The organism is Streptomyces sp. NBC_00212 (assembly GCF_045206365.1).
Classification (GTDB): Bacteria; Actinomycetota; Actinomycetes; order Streptomycetales; family Streptomycetaceae; genus Streptomyces.
In genome coordinates this window covers 4329928-4348271 of the sequence record NZ_CP108115.1, presented here as the reverse complement: position 1 = coordinate 4348271, position 18344 = coordinate 4329928, and the positions used below count along the sequence as shown (strand labels likewise).

The window sequence follows — 18344 nt, the reverse complement described above, 5'->3', positions numbered from 1 at the left end:
ATGACGCGGGGGCGGTGTTTCACGTGAAACACCTCCCCCGCGTGCAGGGGTTACTTCTTCACGGGCGCGAGGCAGAGCACCACGTTGTGGTCGCTGCTGCCCGACTGGATGTAGGACACCTGGGCCTCGGAGATGGCCGCGCACTTGCTGTCGTCACTGGTGTTGTCGAACTTGCCCACGACCTTGTACTGGGCATTGCCGGCCGAGCAGTCGACGGTGGACAGATCCGGCTTCAGCGTCGTCCCACTGTTGTGCATGCAGCTGCCGACCGCGGTGGTCTCGGCGTCGGTTTGGCTGAACCACCACTTGCCGACCGCGACGAGGATCGCGATCACGATGACGGCGACGATGCGGAGTACCGCCTTGCTGGTCTTGCGGGTCGGGGTGCCCACAGGGGCGTTCGGTATGGGCGCACCCTGGTTGAAGTAGGGCGACGGCTGCTGAGGGACACCCCCCTGCGGCTGCCCGTACGGTGCGTTGGGGTTCTGGGCGTACGGGTTCTGGCCCTGGGGCGGCGTGGTCACGGAAAGGGTCCCCCTATGAAGATGGCGATGTATGACGCCCGTAAGTTAGCGGGCTCCCAGGTCAACGCCGATACCGCGGTCCACTCTGTGGCCCCGATGTGACACTCACGCGCGCGGAAATCGGGTCATAAACGCTGCTACCGCTGCATAGATGAGGGACACCGTGATGACGAGGGAGGGTGAGCGGCCGTCCGGAGGGAGCATCAGGGCGGCGACCGCGGCGGCGCCGACGAACGCCATGTTGAAGAGGACGTCGTAGAGGGAGAAGATCCGGCCCCGGAACGAGTCGTCCACCGTGGACTGGATCACCGTGTCCGTGGTGATCTTCGCTCCCTGGGTGACGAGGCCGAGGACGAACGCGCCGACCAGCATCGGCGCGGGGGCGAAGGGCAGGCCGAGGGCGGGTTCGAGGACTGCGGCGGTGGCCGCGCACACCACGATCCACCGGTACTGACCGAGCCGCGCAACGGCCCATGGGGTCATCACGGCCGCCGCGAAGAAGCCCGCTCCCGAGACGCCAACGGCGAGCCCGAGCAGGGCGAGACCACCGGTCCCGGTGTGTTTTCCGGGCCCGTCGGCCCAGGCGTACCGGCAGAGCATCAGGAGCATCACGGTCAGCGCCCCGTAGCAGAACCGCATGAGCGTCATGGCGGTGAGGACCCGGGCGGCCGGCCTGCGCTGGTTCAAGTGCCGTACGCCGTCGACCAGTCCGCGTGCCGTGGAGCGGATCACCGCGGCCAGGCCGGGCTGGACGGCAGTGGGGTCCGGCCCGAGCAGGCCGGGTGGCAGGCGCAGGGAGGCCAGGGACGCGCAGAGGTAGAGGACGGCGCCCAGAATGACGGTCGCGGCATCCGCGTCGATCACGAGACGTAACGCGAAGGCCAGTCCCCCGCCGGCGGTGGCGGCCAGCGTTCCGGCGGTCGGGGAGAGCGAGTTGGCCATGACCAGCCGCTCGGTGTCGACCACTCGCGGCAACGAGGCCGAGAGCCCTGCCAGGACGAAGCGGTTGACGGCCGTCACGGCGAGCGCGGAGGCGTAGAACAGCCAGTCCGGCGCGGACCCGAGGACGAGCAGCGCGGTGCAGCCGGCGAGGCCGGCCCGCAGGAGATTGCCGTACAGAAAGACCTGGCGCCGGCGCCAGCGGTCGAGCAGGACTCCCGCGAAGGGGCCGACGAGCGAGTACGGGAGGAGCAGGACGGCCATGGCGGAGGCGATTGCCCCGGGGGAGGCCTGTTTTTCGGGGGAGAAGACGACGTACGTGGCCAGCGCGACCTGGTAGACGCCGTCCGCGGCCTGGGACAGCAGCCGTACTGCCAGCAGATGCCGGAAATGCTTCAGGCGCAGGAGCACGCGGAGATCACGTACGACGGGCATGTGAGCAAGCGTCACATACCCGAAGGGCCCCCGGGCGCACATGGCGCACGGGGACCCTTCGGCGGTCCTCAGGGGTGCGAGCTCTAGCGCTCGACCTCGCCCTTGATGAACTTCTCGACGTTGGCGAAGGCTTCGTCGTCGAAGTACTGAACCGGCGGGGACTTCATGAAGTAGCTCGACGCCGACAGGATCGGGCCGCCGATGCCGCGGTCCTTGGCGATCTTCGCGGCGCGCAGGGCGTCGATGATGACACCCGCCGAGTTCGGGGAGTCCCAGACCTCGAGCTTGTACTCCAGGTTCAGCGGAACGTCACCGAAGGCACGGCCCTCAAGGCGCACGTACGCCCACTTGCGGTCGTCCAGCCAGGCCACGTAGTCCGACGGACCGATGTGGACGTTCTTCTCGCCCATGTCGCGGTCGGGGATCTGCGAGGTGACGGCCTGCGTCTTCGAGATCTTCTTGGACTCGAGGCGGTCGCGCTCCAGCATGTTCTTGAAGTCCATGTTGCCGCCGACGTTGAGCTGCATGGTGCGCTCAAGACGGACACCGCGGTCCTCGAACAGCTTGGCCATCACGCGGTGCGTGATGGTGGCGCCGACCTGCGACTTGATGTCGTCGCCGACGATCGGGACGCCCGCCTCGGTGAACTTGTCCGCCCACTCCTTGGTGCCGGCGATGAAGACCGGGAGAGCGTTGACGAACGCGACCTTGGCGTCGATGGCGCACTGCGCGTAGAACTTCGCGGCGTCCTCGGAACCGACCGGCAGGTAGCAGACCAGAACGTCGACCTGCTTGTCCTTGAGGATCTGGACGACGTCGACGGGAGCCTCGGGGGACTCCTCGATGGTCATGCGGTAGTACTTGCCGAGACCGTCCAGGGTGTGGCCGCGCTGGACCGTGACGCCCTTGTTCGGGACGTCGCAGATCTTGATGGTGTTGTTCTCGCTGGCACCGATGGCGTCCGAGAGGTCGAGGCCGACCTTCTTGGCGTCGACGTCGAACGCGGCGACGAACTCCACGTCACCGACGTGGTAGTCGCCGAACTGGACGTGCATCAGACCCGGGACCTTGGTGGCCGGGTCGGCGTCCTTGTAGTACTCGACGCCCTGCACCAGCGAGGCGGCGCAGTTGCCCACGCCGACGATGGCTACGCGAACCGAACCCATTCCGGTTGCTCCCTGTGTGATCTCTTCGAAGTCCTGCGTGCGCAGGGCCTTCAGTTGGCGGTGTCCTCGGACGGATCCGGCCGGGTGCTGTCCCGGTGCCGGGGCAGGCCGCCCGTCTCTCCTGATGTGTGGTCCTGCTGAGCCGAGCCGGTGGCGGGACCGGATCGCTGATCCCGTCCCGCCCGCTCGCTCTCGATGAGCTCGTTCAGCCAGCGCACTTCGCGCTCCACGGACTCCATACCGTGGCGCTGCAGTTCGAGCGTGTAGTCGTCCAGACGCTCGCGCGTGCGGGCCAGGGAGGCGCGCATCTTTTCGAGGCGCTCCTCCAGGCGGCTGCGACGACCTTCCAGCACGCGCATCCGCACCTCCCGCTCCGTCTGGCCGAAGAAGGCGAAACGGGCGGCGAAGTGCTCGTCTTCCCAGGTGTCGGGGCCGGTGTGGGAGAGCAACTCCTCGAAGTGCTCCTTACCTTCCGCCGTCAACCGGTAGACGATCTTGGCGCGGCGCCCTGCGAGTGAAGCGGCGACCGCGTCCTCGGGAGCGCTGCCCGGCTCCTCGATCAACCAGCCGTTGGCGACCAGCGTCTTGAGGCAGGGATAGAGGGTCCCGTAACTGAAGGCCCGGAAGATTCCCAGCGAGGTGTTGAGCCGCTTGCGCAGCTCGTAACCGTGCATCGGAGCCTCGCGGAGCAGCCCGAGTACGGCGAATTCGAGGATGCCGGAGCGCCTGCTCATCCTTCGCCTCCTCGGCCTTCGGGGACCTTTATGCCGTGCTGATGTATCGACTCGATACATCAGCACGATAGAACGGAGTCGCAGCTGCGACAAGAGGGGCCATGGTGAACGGCGTCACATCCTCAATTCATAGCCAGCAACATGCCTGATTTGGGGTGAACTTCGGCCCTAGGGCGGTTTTGCGCGTGCGTAGTCTGTGCGCCATGCAGATCACTGTGTGCCGAGTGACGTCAGGGGGCGTCGGCGTGTCCAGCGCCATCGGCACACGGGCTGCGGCGTGGCCGTGCCCTTCACGGGGTAGCCGCGCACGCCGGGGGGACAGGAAATCAGCTGCCGTTTCCAGGCGCTCTCGCCTGCCCGAGGAGTAGTCGTTCGATGAGCGAGCACCGTCGCAAACCGCCGCAGCCCCAGGGCGGTGGACGTGCCGCGGCCCGGCGCGCCGCGCAGCAGCCCTCCGGTCGCAGAGCGGCCCGGCCTGCGGCCGGATCCCCGGACGCCTCGGCCCACTCACCGTCCGGTTCGTACGGATCGCCGTCGGCCCCGCATGCGGAGTCCGGCTACGGTGGCCGGGCCGAGGCCCGCCGGGCCCAGCGCGGAGGCGGCCGCAGGCGCGGCCCCGACGGCGCGGGGCCTCCGGGCGGGCCGGGGCGCCGGGCGGGCCGGGGCGGCGCGGCAGGCGGCCGGCCGCCCAAGAAGCGGTTCATCGACTACCCCCGCTTCGGCAAGCAGGGCTGGCGGCGCTGGGTGCCGTCCTGGAAGCTCGTCAGCGCCTGCTGCCTGGGCTGTCTCGGCCTGCTGGTCGCCTTCATCGGGGCCGCGTACTACATGGTGGCCATCCCGAACGTGGCCGACGCGGCGACGGCCCAGAACAACGTCTACTACTGGGCCGACGGCTCCCAGATGGTCGCCACGGGCGGTGAGGTCAACCGGCAGATCATCCAGTACGAGCAGATCCCGGCGGCGATGCGGTACGCCGTCATCTCGGCCGAGAACAAGACGTTCGAGACCGACAGCGGCGTCGACCCCCAGGGCATCGCCCGCGCCCTGCTGAACATGGCCAAGGGCGGCCAGACCCAGGGCGGCTCGACCATCACCCAGCAGTACGTGAAGAACGCCCGTCTCGATGACCAGTCGCAGACGCTCACCCGTAAGTTCAAAGAGCTCTTCATCTCCATCAAGGTCGGCGCGACCAGGCCGAAGAGCGAAATCATGGCCGGGTACCTGAACACCGCGTACTACGGCCGCGGCGCCTACGGCCTCCAGGCCGCGGCCCGTACGTATTACAGCAAGGACGCCAAGGACCTCGACCCGAGCCAGTGCGCCTTCCTCGCCTCGCTCCTCAAGGGCGCGACCTACTTCGACCCGGCCGGCGCCCCGGAGATCGACCCGGCGGCCACCGCCGAGCAGAACACCAAGAACGCTACGGAGCGCTGGGGCTGGATCCTCGACCAAGAGGTCAAGGACAAGCACATGGACGCGGCCGAGCGCGCGAAGTACAAGATGTTCCCGATGCCCGACAAGCCGAAGAAGAACGCCAATCTGGGCGGGCAGATCGGCTACCTGGTGTCCCTCGCCCAGGCGTCCGCGAAGAACAACAACCCGGACATCGACATGGCCAAGGGCGGCTACCAGATCTACACGACCTTCGACAAGAAGAAGGTCCAGGAGATGGAGGGCGTGGTCAAGAAGGTCCGGGACAAGAACATCGATCCGAAGAAGCGCCCCGATGTGGACACTTTCGTCCAGTTCGGCGCCGCTTCGGTGGATGTGAAGACCGGGGCCATCGTGGCCATCTACGGCGGTGACGACGCGACCAAGCACTTCACCAACAATGCCGACGAGACCGGTGCCCAGGTCGGCTCGACCTTCAAGCCGTTCGTCCTCGCGGCCGGCATGGAGTACGGAAAGCGCGACCCGAACAAGCCCGCCTCGCAGAGCGACGCGGATCGCACTCCCGTCTCGCCGGACAGCATCTACAGCGGCAAGAACAAGCTGAAGATCAAGAACTACGACGGGACCGTCTGGAAGGACCAGAACGGCGGCGAGTGGCTGCAGACCAACGACGGCAACGAGTCGTACAACCCGCCGAGCTACGCCATTGACCTCCGCTACGCGATGCAGGAGTCGGTGAACACCCCCTATGTCCAGCTCGGCATGGACGTAGGCACCGACAAGGTGAAGCAGGCCGCCATGGCGGCGGGCCTGCGCGACAGCAGGACCAGCATGGCCTCCTCCAGCGTGCCGTCGTTCTCCATCGGTACGTCGTCGCCCAGCGCGATCCGGATGGCCGGTGCGTACGCCACCTTCGCCGCCAGCGGCACGCAGCGCGACCCGTTCTCCGTGACGTTGGTGAAGAAGAACGGCAATACGATCTACAAGCACGAGGACCAGGCCAAGAGCGCCTTCCCCGCCGCTGTGGCCAACAACGTCACGGACGTGCTGAAGGGCGTGGTCGACAAGGGCACCGGAACGAACGCGAAGCTCAGCGGGCGTCAGGTGGCGGGCAAGACCGGTACCACCGACGGCAACCGGTCGGCGTGGTTCGTCGGTTACACCCCGCAGTACTCGACCGCCGTCGGCATGTACCGCCTCGACGACAACGAGACCAGCAAGAAGCGCGAGTTCTTGAAGATGTTCGGGACGGGCGGCCAGGAGAAGATCCATGGTGCGTCGTTCCCGTCGACCATCTGGCACGACTACATGCAGCAGGCGCTCGGCGACTCCCCTGCCGAGTCCTTCCCGGCTCCCGAGAAGATCGGCGACAAGGTCTACGGCGGCGGCATGTCGCCCGCCCCCAGCGCGCCCCCGTCCCCGAGCCCCTCGCCCTCTTCGACCCCTTCCGGCAAGCCGTCCAGCACTCCCTCGATGTCCCCGTCCCCCAGTCCCAGCAATTCCTGCAGCAAGTGGGACTGGACCTGCAACGACACGGGTGGCACCAATCAGGGACCGACGACCGGCGGAGCGGACGGTGGGATGAGCCCCAGCCCGACGCCCAGCAGATCGAAACCCGGTAATGGCCCTGGCGGCTGGATCGCAGGACCCAACGGCTAGACGCCGACTGAAGACGAGGGGTGGTGTTTCACGTGAAACACCACCCCTCGTTTCACGTGAAACAGCGTCTCCGTTTCACGTGAAACACGGCCGCTCCCCGTATCCACAGCGCTGTACGGCAGGATGTCGGGCATGACGAGCGAGACGAGCCCCCGTGTGTACGAGGACCGGCGCGGAGACTCCGCGGAACCCGTCGTGCGCCCCACGGAACAGGACGAGGTCGCCGCGGCAGGCAGCGAACTGATCGGCGGCCCGCTCGGCCGCTGGGCCAGGCCCAGCTACCACTGGCTCACCCCGATCAGAATCGTGGTGCTCGTCGCGATCGGGATGTTCGCCCTCGGGATGGCCCAGAAGCTGCCGTGTTACGACTGGGCCTGGTTCCGCGGCGCCAATTCGCAGTACACGCACGCCTGCTACTCGGACATCCCGCACCTGTACTCGCTCCGCGGCTTCGCCGACAATCTGGTGCCGTACTTCGACCGCCTCAACGGCGACATGAACTATCTCGAGTACCCGGTGCTGACCGGCCTGTTCATGGAGGTCGCCTCCTGGCTGACGCCGGGCAGCGGCGACATGCAGCACCGCGAGCAGATGTACTGGATGGTCAACGCGGGGATGCTGATGGCCTGCACGGCCGTCATCGCCGTCTGTGTCGCGCGCACGCACCGCCGCCGGCCCTGGGACGCCCTCCTCGTCGCGCTGGCCCCCGCCTTCGCGCTCACGGCCACGATCAATTGGGACCTGTTCGCTGTCGCGCTCACCGCCGCCGCCATGTTCATGTGGTCGCGTGGCCGGACGCTCGCCTTCGGCATCCTGATCGGCCTGGCGACGGCTGCGAAGCTCTACCCCGTACTGATCCTCGGGCCACTGCTCGTGCTGTGCTGGCGGGCCGGGAAATGGCGGGAATTCGGGGCCGCGGTGCTGGGCGCCGCCGGTGCCTGGCTGGTCGTGAACCTGCCGGTGATGATGCTCGCGCCCGAGGGGTGGAAGAAGTTCTACACCTTCAGCCAGGAGCGGTCCGTCGACTTCGGCTCGTTCTGGCTGATCATTTCGCAGCGTACGGGCAAGGGCCTGGACACCGACATGGTGAACACCCTTGCCGCGCTCCTCATGGTCCTCGCCTGCGCGGGAATCACGGTGCTCACGCTCACCGCACCGCGCCGCCCGCGCTTCGCGCAACTTGCCTTCCTGGTCGTTGCCGCGTTCATCATCACCAACAAGGTCTACTCGCCGCAGTACGTCCTGTGGCTCGTCCCGCTGGCCGCGCTCGCCAGGCCGCGCTGGCGGGATTTCCTGATCTGGCAGGCCGGCGAGGTCGTCTACTTCCTGGGGATCTGGCTGTACCTCGCCTACACGATGAGCGGCGAGAAGCACCAGGGCCTGCCGCCAGAGGGCTATCAACTGGCCATCGCCGCACACCTGTTGACCACCCTGTACCTGTGCGCCGTCGTGGTGCGCGACATCCTGTTGCCGGACCGGGACGTCGTACGGCGGGACGGCTCGGACGACCCGTCGGGCGGGGTTCTGGACCGGGCCGAGGACGTGTTCGTGCTGGGCCAGGCGGCACATCCCCCGCGGCACGCGGCGACGCTCGAAGAGGGGCCGCGGGTCGAGTGGGGCACGAGAACCCCGGCGTCCTAGAGAAGCGCGTAGAAAGGCTCGGGCCCCTGGCTGACGGCGGCTGTCGTCGGCCAGGGGCCCGATGTCCTGAGCGCCCCGGGGGCGGTCCTGCCTAGCGCTCGACCAGGCGGTCGAACTGCGTGGTGGTGTGGCGCAGGTGGGCCACCAACTCGTCGCCCACGTGCGGCTCCTGGGAGTCCGACGGCACGAACAGGATCGACACCTGCATGTGCGGCGGCTCCGCGAACCAGCGCTGCTTGCCCGCCCAGACGAACGGCGACAGGTTGCGGTTGACGGTGGCTAGCCCCGCGCGGGCGACGCCCTTGGCCCGCGGCATCACGCCGTGCAGGGCCTTGGGGGCCTCCAGGCCCACTCCGTGCGAGGTGCCGCCGGCGACCACGACCAGCCAGCCGTCCGAGGCGACCTTCTGCTGGCGGTATCCGAACCGGTCGCCCTTGGTGACCCGGGTGACGTCGAGGACGGAGCCGCGGTACTCGGTCGCCTCGTGGTCGCCGAGCCACAGCCGCGTACCGATGCGGGCCCGGAAACGGGTCTGCGGGAACTGCTGCTGCAGCCGGGCCTGCTCCTCGGCGCGCAGATGGCTGACGAACATGGTGTGCAGCGGCAGCCGGGCCGCGCGCAGCCGGTCCATCCACGCGATGACCTCCTCGACGGCGTCCGAGCCGTCGGTGCGGTCCAGCGGAAGGTGCAGCGCAAAGCCTTCGAGCCGTACGTCCTCGATGGCGGAGCGGAGCATGCCGAGCTCCTCCTCCTTCACGCCGTGACGCTTCATCGAGCTCATGCACTCGATGACCACGCGGGCGCCCACCAGGGCGTGCACGCCATCCACCGAGGAGACCGAGCGGATGACACGGTCGGGCAGCGGAACCGGCTCCTCGCCGCGCCGGAACGGCGTCAGGACGAGCAGGTCGCCGCTGAACCAGTCCTTGATGCTGGCGGCTTCATACGTGGTGCCGACCGCGAGGATGTCCGAGCCGAAGCGGGACACCTCGTCCGAGAGCCGTTCGTGGCCGAAGCCGTAGCCGTTGCCCTTGCAGACCGGGACGATGCCCGGGAACTGGTCGATCACGGACTTCTGGTGCGCCCGCCAGCGAGCGGAGTCGACATAGAGGGTGAGCGCCATGGCCGTCCGGACCTTTCTGATGGCTGCGATGTGTCGGAGGTACGAGGAACGAGGTTACGCAAGCGGTCAGCGGCGCGACATATACATGTCCAGCGCCTTGTGGAGCAGCTTGTTGAGCGGGAAGTCCCACTCGCCGAGGTACTCGGCCGCCTCACCGCCGGTGCCCACCTTGAACTGGATGAGGCCGAAGAGGTGGTCGGTCTCGTCCAGGGAGTCGGAGATGCCGCGCAGGTCGTAGACCGTCGCGCCCATCGCGTAGGCGTCGCGGAGCATCCGCCACTGCATCGCGTTGGAGGGCCGCACCTCGCGGCCGATGTTGTCGGAGGCGCCGTAGGAGTACCAAACGTGGCCACCGACGACGAGCATCGTCGCGGCCGACAGGTTCACCCCGTTGTGGCGCGCGAAGTAGAGCCGCATCCGGTTGGGGTCCTCGGAGTTGAGGACCGTCCACATGCGCTGGAAGTACGACAGGGGACGCGGCCGGAAGTGGTCGCGCACCGCGGTGATCTCGTACAGGCGCTGCCACTCGGCGAGGTCCTCGTAGCCGCCCTGGACGACCTCGACGCCGGCCTTCTCGGCCTTCTTGATGTTGCGGCGCCACAGCTGGTTGAAGCCCTTGAGGACGTCGTCCAGCGAGCGGTTGGCCAGTGGCACCTGGAAGACGTAGCGCGGCTGGACGTCGCCGAAGCCGGCACCGCCGTCCTCGCCCTGCTGCCAGCCCATCTTCCGCAGCCGGTCGGCGACTTCGAAGGCACGCGGCTCGATGTGGGTGGCTTCGACATCGCGCAGGCGCTTCACATCGGGGTCCTGGATACCGGACTTGATGGCCGTCGAGTCCCAGCGACGGATGACGACCGGCGGGCCCATCTTCACCGAGAACGCGCCCTGCTGCTTGAGGTGCGCGAGCATCGGCTTCAGCCACTCGTCCAGGTTGGGCGCGTACCAGTTGATGACCGGGCCCTCGGGCAGGTACGCCAAGTAGCGCTTGACCTTGGGGAGCTGGCGGTAGAGGACCAGACCGGCGCCGACGAGCTCGCCGTTCTTGTCGAACCAGCCGAGGCTCTCCGAACGCCATTCCGTCTTCACGTCAGCCCACGCCGGGACCTGGCAGTGGCTCGCCGAGGGCAGGCTCTGGATGTACGCCAGATGCTGCTCACGGCTGATGGTCCTCAGGGTCAGGCTCATGCGGGGCGCTCCTCGGCAGGTGTGTCCCCATGGGTACAGGGGCTCCGGCTCTCGTGCCGAAGCCTACTGGGCCACAGGAGCGCCCCGGATGGCCGTACGGCGATGGGCCGTACGGCGATGGGCCGTACGGCCATCCGGTGGTGGCGGGTGCCGCGCGGCGGTCAGCCGCCGACGACACCGCCGAAGAGCCCGCCGTGGGCCATGCCGAGGAAGAACCCGACAGCGGATGCGCCGAGGCCGAGGATCAACAGGAATCGTTCTCGCGTCGTCGCCGAGATGAACTGGCCGTACGCGCCCGTGACGATGCCGACGAGGCCGGCCCACGAGCTGACCAGGTGGAGGTTGTAGAACCAGGCCGTGGTGAAGGCCAGCACGCCCAGGACGACCGTGACGGCCGCGAACGCGTCCTGGAGGGGATGGGGCTTGCCGTCGGTGGCGAAGAGGGAGACGGGGGCATTCGGTCGCACTGCTTGTGCCATGGGGCACCTCCTGGCGGAAGGCGGCGAAGGGTGACGCCGCACACACCCGATGTGTACAGATTGCGTCCCCTGCCCACTGGATTTCAACCGGAAGCGGGTCAACAGGTACTCTGGACGGTCTGCACCGGTGTCAGCCGTGCCCGCATGCCGTCCCGCTCCTCTCGGAGGGGGATTGTCAGTGGGGGCCGATACCGTTGCTTACGCATCACGACCCTCCTGCCACGGAACGACCGTGGCCGCTGAGTCCAAAGGAGGTGGGTTCCACATGCGTCACTACGAGGTGATGGTCATCCTCGACCCCGATCTGGAGGAGCGCGCTGTCTCTCCCCTGATCGAGAACTTCCTCTCCGTCGTCCGCGAGGGCAACGGAAAGGTTGAGAAGGTCGACACCTGGGGCCGTCGTCGTCTCGCCTACGAGATCAAGAAGAAGCCCGAGGGCATCTACACGGTCATCGACCTTCAGGCCGAGCCTGCGGTCGTCAAGGAGCTCGACCGTCAGATGAACCTGAACGAGTCGGTCCTCCGGACCAAGGTCCTCCGTCCCGAGACCCACTGAGCTTCCGCTCAGAGGTAATCGGGTCCGAGTAGCAACACAGCAGCCAGCAGCAATCCCCGCCGAGAGGTTCATCCATGGCAGGCGAGACCGTCATCACGGTCGTCGGCAATCTCGTCGACGACCCCGAGCTGCGCTTCACCCCCTCGGGTGCGGCCGTCGCGAAGTTCCGTGTCGCGTCGACTCCCCGCACCTTCGACCGTCAGACCAATGAGTGGAAGGACGGCGAAGGCCTGTTCCTGACCTGCTCGGTCTGGCGTCAAGCGGCGGAGAACGTCGCCGAGTCGCTCCAGCGAGGCATGCGCGTCGTCGTGCAGGGCCGGCTGAAGCAGCGGTCGTACGAGGACCGCGAGGGCGTCAAGCGCACGGTCTACGAGCTGGACGTCGAGGAAGTCGGCCCCAGCCTCAAGAACGCCACGGCCAAGGTCACCAAGACCACGGGTCGCGGTGGCCAGGGTGGGTACGGCGGCGGCGGTCAGCAGCAGGGCGGCGGCAACTGGGGCGGAGCCCCCAGCGGTGGCCAGCAGGCCGGCGGCGGTGCTCCCGCCGACGACCCCTGGGCCTCCAGCGCGCCGACCGGTGGCGGACAGCCGCAGGGTGGCAACGGCGGCGGTGGCGGCTGGGGCGGAAGCTCCGGCGGCGGCTACTCGGACGAGCCGCCCTTCTAGGGCAGCTCGTAACCCCCACTTCTTGATCACACAGGAGAAACACCATGGCGAAGCCGCCTGTGCGCAAGCCTAAGAAGAAGGTCTGCGCTTTCTGCAAGGACAAGACCGCTTACGTGGACTACAAGGACACGAACATGCTGCGGAAGTTCATTTCCGACCGCGGCAAGATCCGTGCCCGCCGCGTGACCGGCAACTGCACGCAGCACCAGCGTGACGTCGCCACGGCCGTCAAGAACAGCCGTGAGATGGCGCTGCTGCCCTACACGTCCACCGCGCGATAAGGGAAGGGTGACCGAAAAATGAAGATCATCCTCACCCACGAGGTCTCTGGCCTCGGCACTGCCGGCGACGTCGTTGACGTCAAGGACGGCTACGCTCGCAACTACCTGGTCCCGCGTGGTTTCGCGATCCGCTGGACCAAGGGTGGCGAGAAGGACGTCGCGCAGATCCGTCGTGCGCGCAAGATCCACGAGATCGCGACCATCGAGCAGGCCAACGAGGTCAAGGCCCGGCTCGAGGGCGTGAAGGTTCGTCTGGCTGTTCGCTCCGGCGACGCCGGCCGTCTCTTCGGCTCCGTCACCCAGGCCGACGTCGCTGCGGCGATCAAGGCTGCCGGTGGCCCGGACGTGGACAAGCGCCGCGTCGAGCTCGGTGCGCCGATCAAGACCCTGGGTGCTCACCAGGTGTCCGTGCGTCTGCACGCCGACGTTGTCGCGAAGCTTGGCGTCGAGGTCATCGCCGCCTAAGCGCTGCACAGCACAGCAGAAAGGGCCGTATCTCTCGGGGTGCGGTCCTTTCCGCTGTGTTTCACGTGAAACGGAGAGAGCCGAGGACTGCGTTTCACGTGAAACGTCATGTCGGCCGTTTCACGGGCCTCGGGGTCAGCGCGTCGCGCCGGTGACCAGCCAACGTCCGGAGCGGGCCCGCCAGCCGAGGGTCAGCATGCGGACCGTCATCATCAGAGCCATGGCCCACCATAGTGTGGTCAGCCCGCCGCCGAAGGTCGGCACGAGGAGCGCTACCGGGGCGAAGACGACCAGGGTCAGCAGCATGGCCCGGGCCAGATAGGGGCCGTCACCCGCGCCCATCAGCACGCCGTCGAGCACGAAGACGACGCCGGCGACCGGCTGGATGAGGGCGACGACGAGCAGAGTCGGCAGCAGGGTGCTCTGGACGGTCCGGTCGCTGGTGAAGAGTGGGATGAAGAGCGGGCGGGCCGCCACCACGAGCAGGCCGAGCAGTACTCCGAAGGCGACGCCCCACTCCACCATGCGGCGGCAGGCCTGCTTGGCGCCCCTTGCGTCGCCGGCGCCCAGATAGCGGCCGATGATCGCCTGCCCCGCGATGGCGATCGCGTCGAGGGCGAAGGCCATCAGATTCCACAGGGACAGGATGATCTGATGAGCGGCGATGTCGACGTCACCGAGGCGGGCAGCGACTGCGGTGGCGATCATCAGGACGGCTCGCAGCGAAAGCGTACGGACCAGGAGCGGTACGCCCGCCTGTGCGCTGTTCCGGATGCCCGCGGTGTCCGGCCGCAGAGAGGCGCCGTGCCGTCGGGCCCCGCGCACGACCACGGTGAGATAGACGGCGGCCATGCCGAACTGGGCGATGACGGTGCCCCATGCCGACCCGGCGATGCCGAGCCCTGCGCCGTAGACAAGGCCGAGGTTGAGCACGCCGTTGGCTGCGAAGCCGCCCATGGCGACGTACAGGGGCGTCCTGGTGTTCTGGAGGCCGCGCAGTACACCGGTCGAGGCGAGCACGACGAGCATGGCGGGAATGCCGAGGGCGGAGATGCGGAGATAGGTAATGGCGTACGGGGCCGCGGTGTCCGAGGCGCCGAAGAGGCCGACCAGCCAGGGAGCGGCGGGTAGTACGGCGGCGACGACTGCGGCGCCCAGGAGCAGGGCGAGCCAGATGCCGTCCATGCCTTGGCGGATCGCGGCCCGCAGATCGCCGGCGCCGACCCGGCGGGAGACGGCGGCGGTAGTGGCGTACGCGAGGAAGACGAAGATGCTCACGGCGGTGGTGAGCAAGGGGGCGGCAATACCCAAACCGGCCAGTTGCGGGGTGCCGAGGTGGCCCACGATCGCGCTGTCGGCCATCACGAAAAGCGGCTCGGCGACGAGGGCGCCGAAAGCGGGAACGGCGAGGGACACGATCTCGCGATCGTGTCGGCGCCGGGAAGCCCGCCGGTCGTTCTCCGGCGCCGCGGGGGCCTGTTTCATGGGGTCAATCTAATCTTCCACAGGTAATGGACGCAATGCATCTGTGATCCTTACCTCGGAGGTGGGGTCCGGTTCTTGCGCGCGCCGTTTGCCAAGATCTTGAGCCAGTCGGGAAAGTTTTTCGCCCCCACAGCCGGTGGATGGAGAAAGCGCAGGTCAGAGTGGTCGGCGGCGGGCGGCTATGACTTTGTCCACAGTGCTGTCCCCCGGTCCGTGCACAGGTTCCGGAGACTTCTCCACAGCATCCGGTCGTTCGTCCACATGCCCTGTGGATAACCAGATTGGCTGACGCCGCTCGCGGGCCTAACGTGGTCCGGCGCCCGACGCGCCGGAACCGGAGTCGGGCTTCTCGATTTGTCAGCGTCGTGCCGTAGAAAGAGTGGCACGGCTAGGTCCGCGGAGCGGACGGGAGGAGGTGGCCCGGTGAGCATTCCCGAGCCGTTGGACGAGCCCTGGGCCGAGACCGGTCCAAGTGACCGTCTGCCTGTTTCCCGCCAGCGCGGCGACAGCGAGGGCCGAGGCCGTGGTCGTGGCAGGGGCCGTGACGACCAGCACGACCGGGGCCAGGACGACTGGGACGGCGGGTCCTCCAGCTTCGAGCGAGTGCCCCCCCAGGACATCGACGCCGAGCAGTCCGTCCTCGGCGGCATGCTGCTCTCCAAGGACGCCATCGCGGACGTCGTGGAGATCATCAAGGGCCACGACTTCTACAAGCCCGCCCACGAGACCGTCTACACGGCGATCCTCGACCTCTATGCCAAGGGCGAGCCCGCCGACCCCATCACGGTCGCCGCCGAGCTGGTCAAGCGCGGCGAGATCACCCGCGTCGGCGGCGCCTCGTATCTGCACACGTTGGTCCAGTCGGTGCCGACGGCGGCCAACGCCTCGTACTACGCGGAGATCGTCCACGAGCGGGCGGTGCTCCGCAGGCTCGTCGAGGCGGGCACCAAGATCACGCAGATGGGATACGCGGCGGACGGCGACGTCGACGACATCGTCAACTCCGCGCAGGCCGAGATCTACGCGGTCACCGAGCAGCGCACCAGCGAGGACTACCTGCCGCTAGGCGACATCATGGAGGGCGCGCTCGACGAGATCGAGGCGATCGGCTCGCGCAGTGGCGAGATGACCGGAGTGCCCACCGGGTTCACCGACTTCGACTCGCTCACCAACGGGCTGCACCCCGGCCAGATGGTCGTCATCGCCGCCCGTCCCGCGATGGGTAAGTCCACGCTGGCGCTGGACTTCGCGCGGGCCTGTTCGATCAAGCACAACCTGCCCAGCGTGATCTTCTCGCTCGAAATGGGGCGCAACGAGATCGCGATGCGTCTGCTGTCGGCCGAGGCCCGGGTCGCGCTCCATCACATGCGCTCCGGCACCATGACCGACGAAGACTGGACGCGCCTGGCCCGCCGCATGCCCGATGTCTCCCAGGCGCCGCTCTACATCGACGACTCCCCAAACCTGTCGATGATGGAAATCCGCGCCAAGTGCCGGCGTCTGAAGCAGCGCAACGACCTCCGCCTCGTCGTCATCGACTATCTGCAGCTGATGCAGTCGGGCGGTTCGAAGCGAGCCGAGAGCCGTCAGCAGGAAGTCTCGGACATGTCACGAAACCTGAAGCTCCTCGCCAAGGAGCTTCAGCTCCCGGTGATCGCGCTCTCGCAGCTGAACCGTGGCCCCGAGCAGCGCACGGACAAGAAGCCGATGGTGTCCGACCTGCGTGAATCCGGCTCCATCGAGCAGGACGCGGACATGGTCATCCTGCTGCACCGTGAGGATGCCTACGAGAAGGAGTCGCCCCGCGCGGGCGAGGCGGACCTGATCGTGGCCAAGCACCGTAACGGCCCGACCGCGACCATCACCGTCGCCTTCCAGGGCCACTACTCACGCTTCGTGGACATGGCTCAGACCTGATCGGCCTCCGCGTAGGTTTCCAGTGGAAACGCGGGGTTGGTGGTCCGATGGGTACGTCGGTGGCCGCGCCGGTACGGCCGAGTGTTCGGCGGCGCAGCTCCTGAGGGCTCCTGAGGCCGTTGAATAATCCGGTGCCGTGCCACCGGCGGACGTTGCAGACTCGGCCCATGGCGGACATGAGGGCGTTCCAGGCCGCGGTCGACAACTGGGCGACCGGCGGTCCCGAGGGGGCGGCGCGCGATCTGGCGGAGAGCCTTGGCGCACGGACCGCGGTGCTGTTGGAAGGGCTGAGCGATCTCGCGGCCGTCGAGGCGCTGGCCGCACGGCGTGGCCGGGACCTGGCCGCCGAGGGGGTGTGTGTCGTGCCGATGGGCGGGGCGATGGGCGTCGGCCGCTATGCCGGGCTCCTCGGGCCGCCCGGCCTCGGTCTGCGCCTGACAGGACTGTGCGACGAGGGCGAAAGGGGCTTCTACGAGCGCGGCCTGACGCGGTCACAGGCACCGCTCCAGGACATCTACGTATGCACCGCGGATCTGGAGGACGAACTCATCCGCGCGCTCGGCACGGCAGGAGTCGAGGAGATCTTCCGCGCTGAGGGCGACATCCGTGCCTGGCAGCCCTTCCAGCGTCAGCCCGCACAGCGCGGCCGGCCCCGACATCGGCAGATGCGGCGCTTCCTCGGCACGAAGAAGGGCCGCAAGATCCGCTACGGCCGTCTTCTTGTCGAGGCTCTCGCACCGGACCGGACACCGCCCCCGCTCGATGGCCTCCTCGCCAGCCTGTGAGGCCGCGGGCCGTTTCCAGCGTGCTCGTCGGCGCACGAGCGCGGGCGCCCATCAGTTGACCGGGTGGCAACGGCTGGGCAGTCTCCAGCACGAGCCGCCTGCCCCTACCGGGAGACCTACGGATGGCTTCTCGCCTGCGCGCACTCTGTTTCGATGCGCACGACCCGCTCCGTCTCGCGCGCTTCTGGGCCGACCTTCTCGGATGGGAGACAGCTGAGGACTCCTCCGACGGAATCACCCTGCTTCCCAGCGATGACACCGGGTTCCGGCTTCGCTTCCTCCCGACCCACGAGCGGAAGAAAGGCCAGAACCACATGCACTTCGATTTGACGAGCACGTCCCTCGACGACCAGAAGCAGGTGGTGGAGAGGGCGCTCCGACTCGGCGCCCGGCACATCGACATCGGTCAACGCCCGGAGGAGGGGCATGTGGTGCTCGCCGACCCCGAGGGCAATGAGTTCTGTGTCATCGAGCCGGGCAACAGCTTCCTCGCCGAGTGTGGATTCATTGGAGCGCTGGCGGGCGATGGTTCGCAGGAGACCGGGTATTTCTGGAGCCGAGCGCTGGGCTGGCCACTGGTCTGGGACCAGGACCAGGAGACCGCGATCCGCTCACCGCACGGAGGTCCGAAGGTCACGTGGGGTGGCCCACCCCTGATGTCGAAGGCAGGGAAGGAACGGTTGCACTTCGACCTCGCTCCACCGGCCGGCAGTGACCAGCAGACGGAGATCGATCGGCTCGTCTCCCTCGGGGCAAGACGCATCGACATAGGCCAAGGGGACGTCGGCTGGGTGGTGATGGCCGACCCCGACGGTCACGAGTTCTGCGTGCTGACATCCCGATAGGCCTCAGGGGGGTGCATGAAGACAGGACCTTCGATGCAGCACGAGGGTTGTCGACAGGCCTGTACGAG

General features: G+C 67.7%; 17 protein-coding genes. 9 read left to right on the top strand and 8 right to left on the bottom strand.

Going from position 1 to position 18344, the window contains the following annotated elements:
- Window positions 1-50 precede the first annotated feature (50 nt).
- The 4 genes from OHA17_RS19965 to OHA17_RS19950 all read right to left on the bottom strand — a co-directional run bounded on the left by OHA17_RS19965 (window position 51) and on the right by OHA17_RS19950 (window position 3798).
- Window positions 51-524 carry a hypothetical protein gene (locus OHA17_RS19965; RefSeq protein ID WP_406507717.1) on the bottom strand — a complete coding sequence of 158 codons (474 nt, stop codon included), beginning with the start codon at window positions 522-524 and terminating at the stop codon, window positions 51-53.
- Between the two features lie 105 nt (window positions 525-629).
- Window positions 630-1898 (bottom strand): MFS transporter, encoded by a 1269-nt coding sequence (locus tag OHA17_RS19960; RefSeq protein ID WP_406507716.1) that lies wholly within the window; start codon window positions 1896-1898, stop codon window positions 630-632.
- Between the two features lie 83 nt (window positions 1899-1981).
- Window positions 1982-3064: an inositol-3-phosphate synthase gene (locus OHA17_RS19955; RefSeq protein ID WP_406507715.1), complete on the bottom strand. Its 1083-nt coding sequence runs from the start codon at window positions 3062-3064 to the stop codon at window positions 1982-1984.
- Between the two features lie 50 nt (window positions 3065-3114).
- Window positions 3115-3798, bottom strand: coding sequence for a PadR family transcriptional regulator (locus OHA17_RS19950; protein WP_053724706.1), 684 nt, complete (start codon window positions 3796-3798; stop codon window positions 3115-3117).
- 375 nt (window positions 3799-4173) lie between these two features.
- Between OHA17_RS19950 and OHA17_RS19945 the strand changes: the two genes are divergently transcribed.
- Window positions 4174-6849, top strand: coding sequence for a transglycosylase domain-containing protein (locus OHA17_RS19945; RefSeq protein WP_406507714.1), 2676 nt, complete (start codon window positions 4174-4176; stop codon window positions 6847-6849).
- Window positions 6850-6981: 132 nt separating this feature from the next.
- Window positions 6982-8490, top strand: a complete 1509-nt coding sequence (locus OHA17_RS19940) for a glycosyltransferase family 87 protein (RefSeq protein WP_406507713.1) — start codon at window positions 6982-6984, stop codon at window positions 8488-8490.
- A gap of 91 nt (window positions 8491-8581) precedes the next feature.
- Here the strand turns inward: OHA17_RS19940 and OHA17_RS19935 are convergent, their stop codons facing one another.
- The 3 genes from OHA17_RS19935 to OHA17_RS19925 all read right to left on the bottom strand — a co-directional run bounded on the left by OHA17_RS19935 (window position 8582) and on the right by OHA17_RS19925 (window position 11277).
- Complete coding sequence (locus tag OHA17_RS19935; protein ID WP_398874333.1) at window positions 8582-9613, bottom strand: alanine racemase; 1032 nt, start codon at window positions 9611-9613, stop codon at window positions 8582-8584.
- Between the two features lie 66 nt (window positions 9614-9679).
- Window positions 9680-10798, bottom strand: a complete 1119-nt coding sequence (locus OHA17_RS19930; protein ID WP_053724703.1) for a peptidoglycan bridge formation glycyltransferase FemA/FemB family protein — start codon at window positions 10796-10798, stop codon at window positions 9680-9682.
- 161 nt (window positions 10799-10959) lie between these two features.
- Entirely contained in the window at window positions 10960-11277 is a 318-nt protein-coding gene (locus OHA17_RS19925) for a hypothetical protein (protein ID WP_406507712.1), read from the bottom strand.
- A gap of 265 nt (window positions 11278-11542) precedes the next feature.
- Between OHA17_RS19925 and rpsF the strand changes: the two genes are divergently transcribed.
- The 4 genes from rpsF (at window position 11543) to rplI (ending at window position 13244) form a co-directional block, all read left to right on the top strand.
- A complete protein-coding gene (rpsF, locus tag OHA17_RS19920; protein ID WP_053724701.1) occupies window positions 11543-11833 on the top strand; it encodes a 30S ribosomal protein S6 in 291 nt (96 codons plus the stop codon).
- A gap of 74 nt (window positions 11834-11907) precedes the next feature.
- On the top strand, window positions 11908-12498 hold the full coding sequence (ssb, locus tag OHA17_RS19915) for a single-stranded DNA-binding protein (protein WP_398874327.1): 591 nt from the start codon (window positions 11908-11910) through the stop codon (window positions 12496-12498).
- A gap of 44 nt (window positions 12499-12542) precedes the next feature.
- Window positions 12543-12779, top strand: coding sequence for a 30S ribosomal protein S18 (gene rpsR, locus OHA17_RS19910; RefSeq protein WP_005315025.1), 237 nt, complete (start codon window positions 12543-12545; stop codon window positions 12777-12779).
- Window positions 12780-12797: 18 nt separating this feature from the next.
- Entirely contained in the window at window positions 12798-13244 is a 447-nt protein-coding gene (gene rplI, locus OHA17_RS19905; protein WP_053724699.1) for a 50S ribosomal protein L9, read from the top strand.
- 135 nt (window positions 13245-13379) lie between these two features.
- Here the strand turns inward: rplI and OHA17_RS19900 are convergent, their stop codons facing one another.
- On the bottom strand, window positions 13380-14729 hold the full coding sequence (locus OHA17_RS19900) for an MATE family efflux transporter (RefSeq protein ID WP_406507711.1): 1350 nt from the start codon (window positions 14727-14729) through the stop codon (window positions 13380-13382).
- A 423-nt stretch (window positions 14730-15152) separates the two neighbouring features.
- Here OHA17_RS19900 and dnaB point away from each other — a divergent pair, with 423 nt between their 5' ends.
- The 3 genes from dnaB to OHA17_RS19885 all read left to right on the top strand — a co-directional run bounded on the left by dnaB (window position 15153) and on the right by OHA17_RS19885 (window position 18276).
- Window positions 15153-16646, top strand: coding sequence for a replicative DNA helicase (dnaB, locus tag OHA17_RS19895; RefSeq protein ID WP_406507710.1), 1494 nt, complete (start codon window positions 15153-15155; stop codon window positions 16644-16646).
- Window positions 16647-16813: 167 nt separating this feature from the next.
- Window positions 16814-17431 carry a TOPRIM nucleotidyl transferase/hydrolase domain-containing protein gene (locus tag OHA17_RS19890; protein ID WP_406507709.1) on the top strand — a complete coding sequence of 206 codons (618 nt, stop codon included), beginning with the start codon at window positions 16814-16816 and terminating at the stop codon, window positions 17429-17431.
- Between the two features lie 122 nt (window positions 17432-17553).
- Window positions 17554-18276, top strand: a complete 723-nt coding sequence (locus OHA17_RS19885; RefSeq protein ID WP_406507708.1) for a VOC family protein — start codon at window positions 17554-17556, stop codon at window positions 18274-18276.
- Window positions 18277-18344 lie beyond the last annotated feature (68 nt).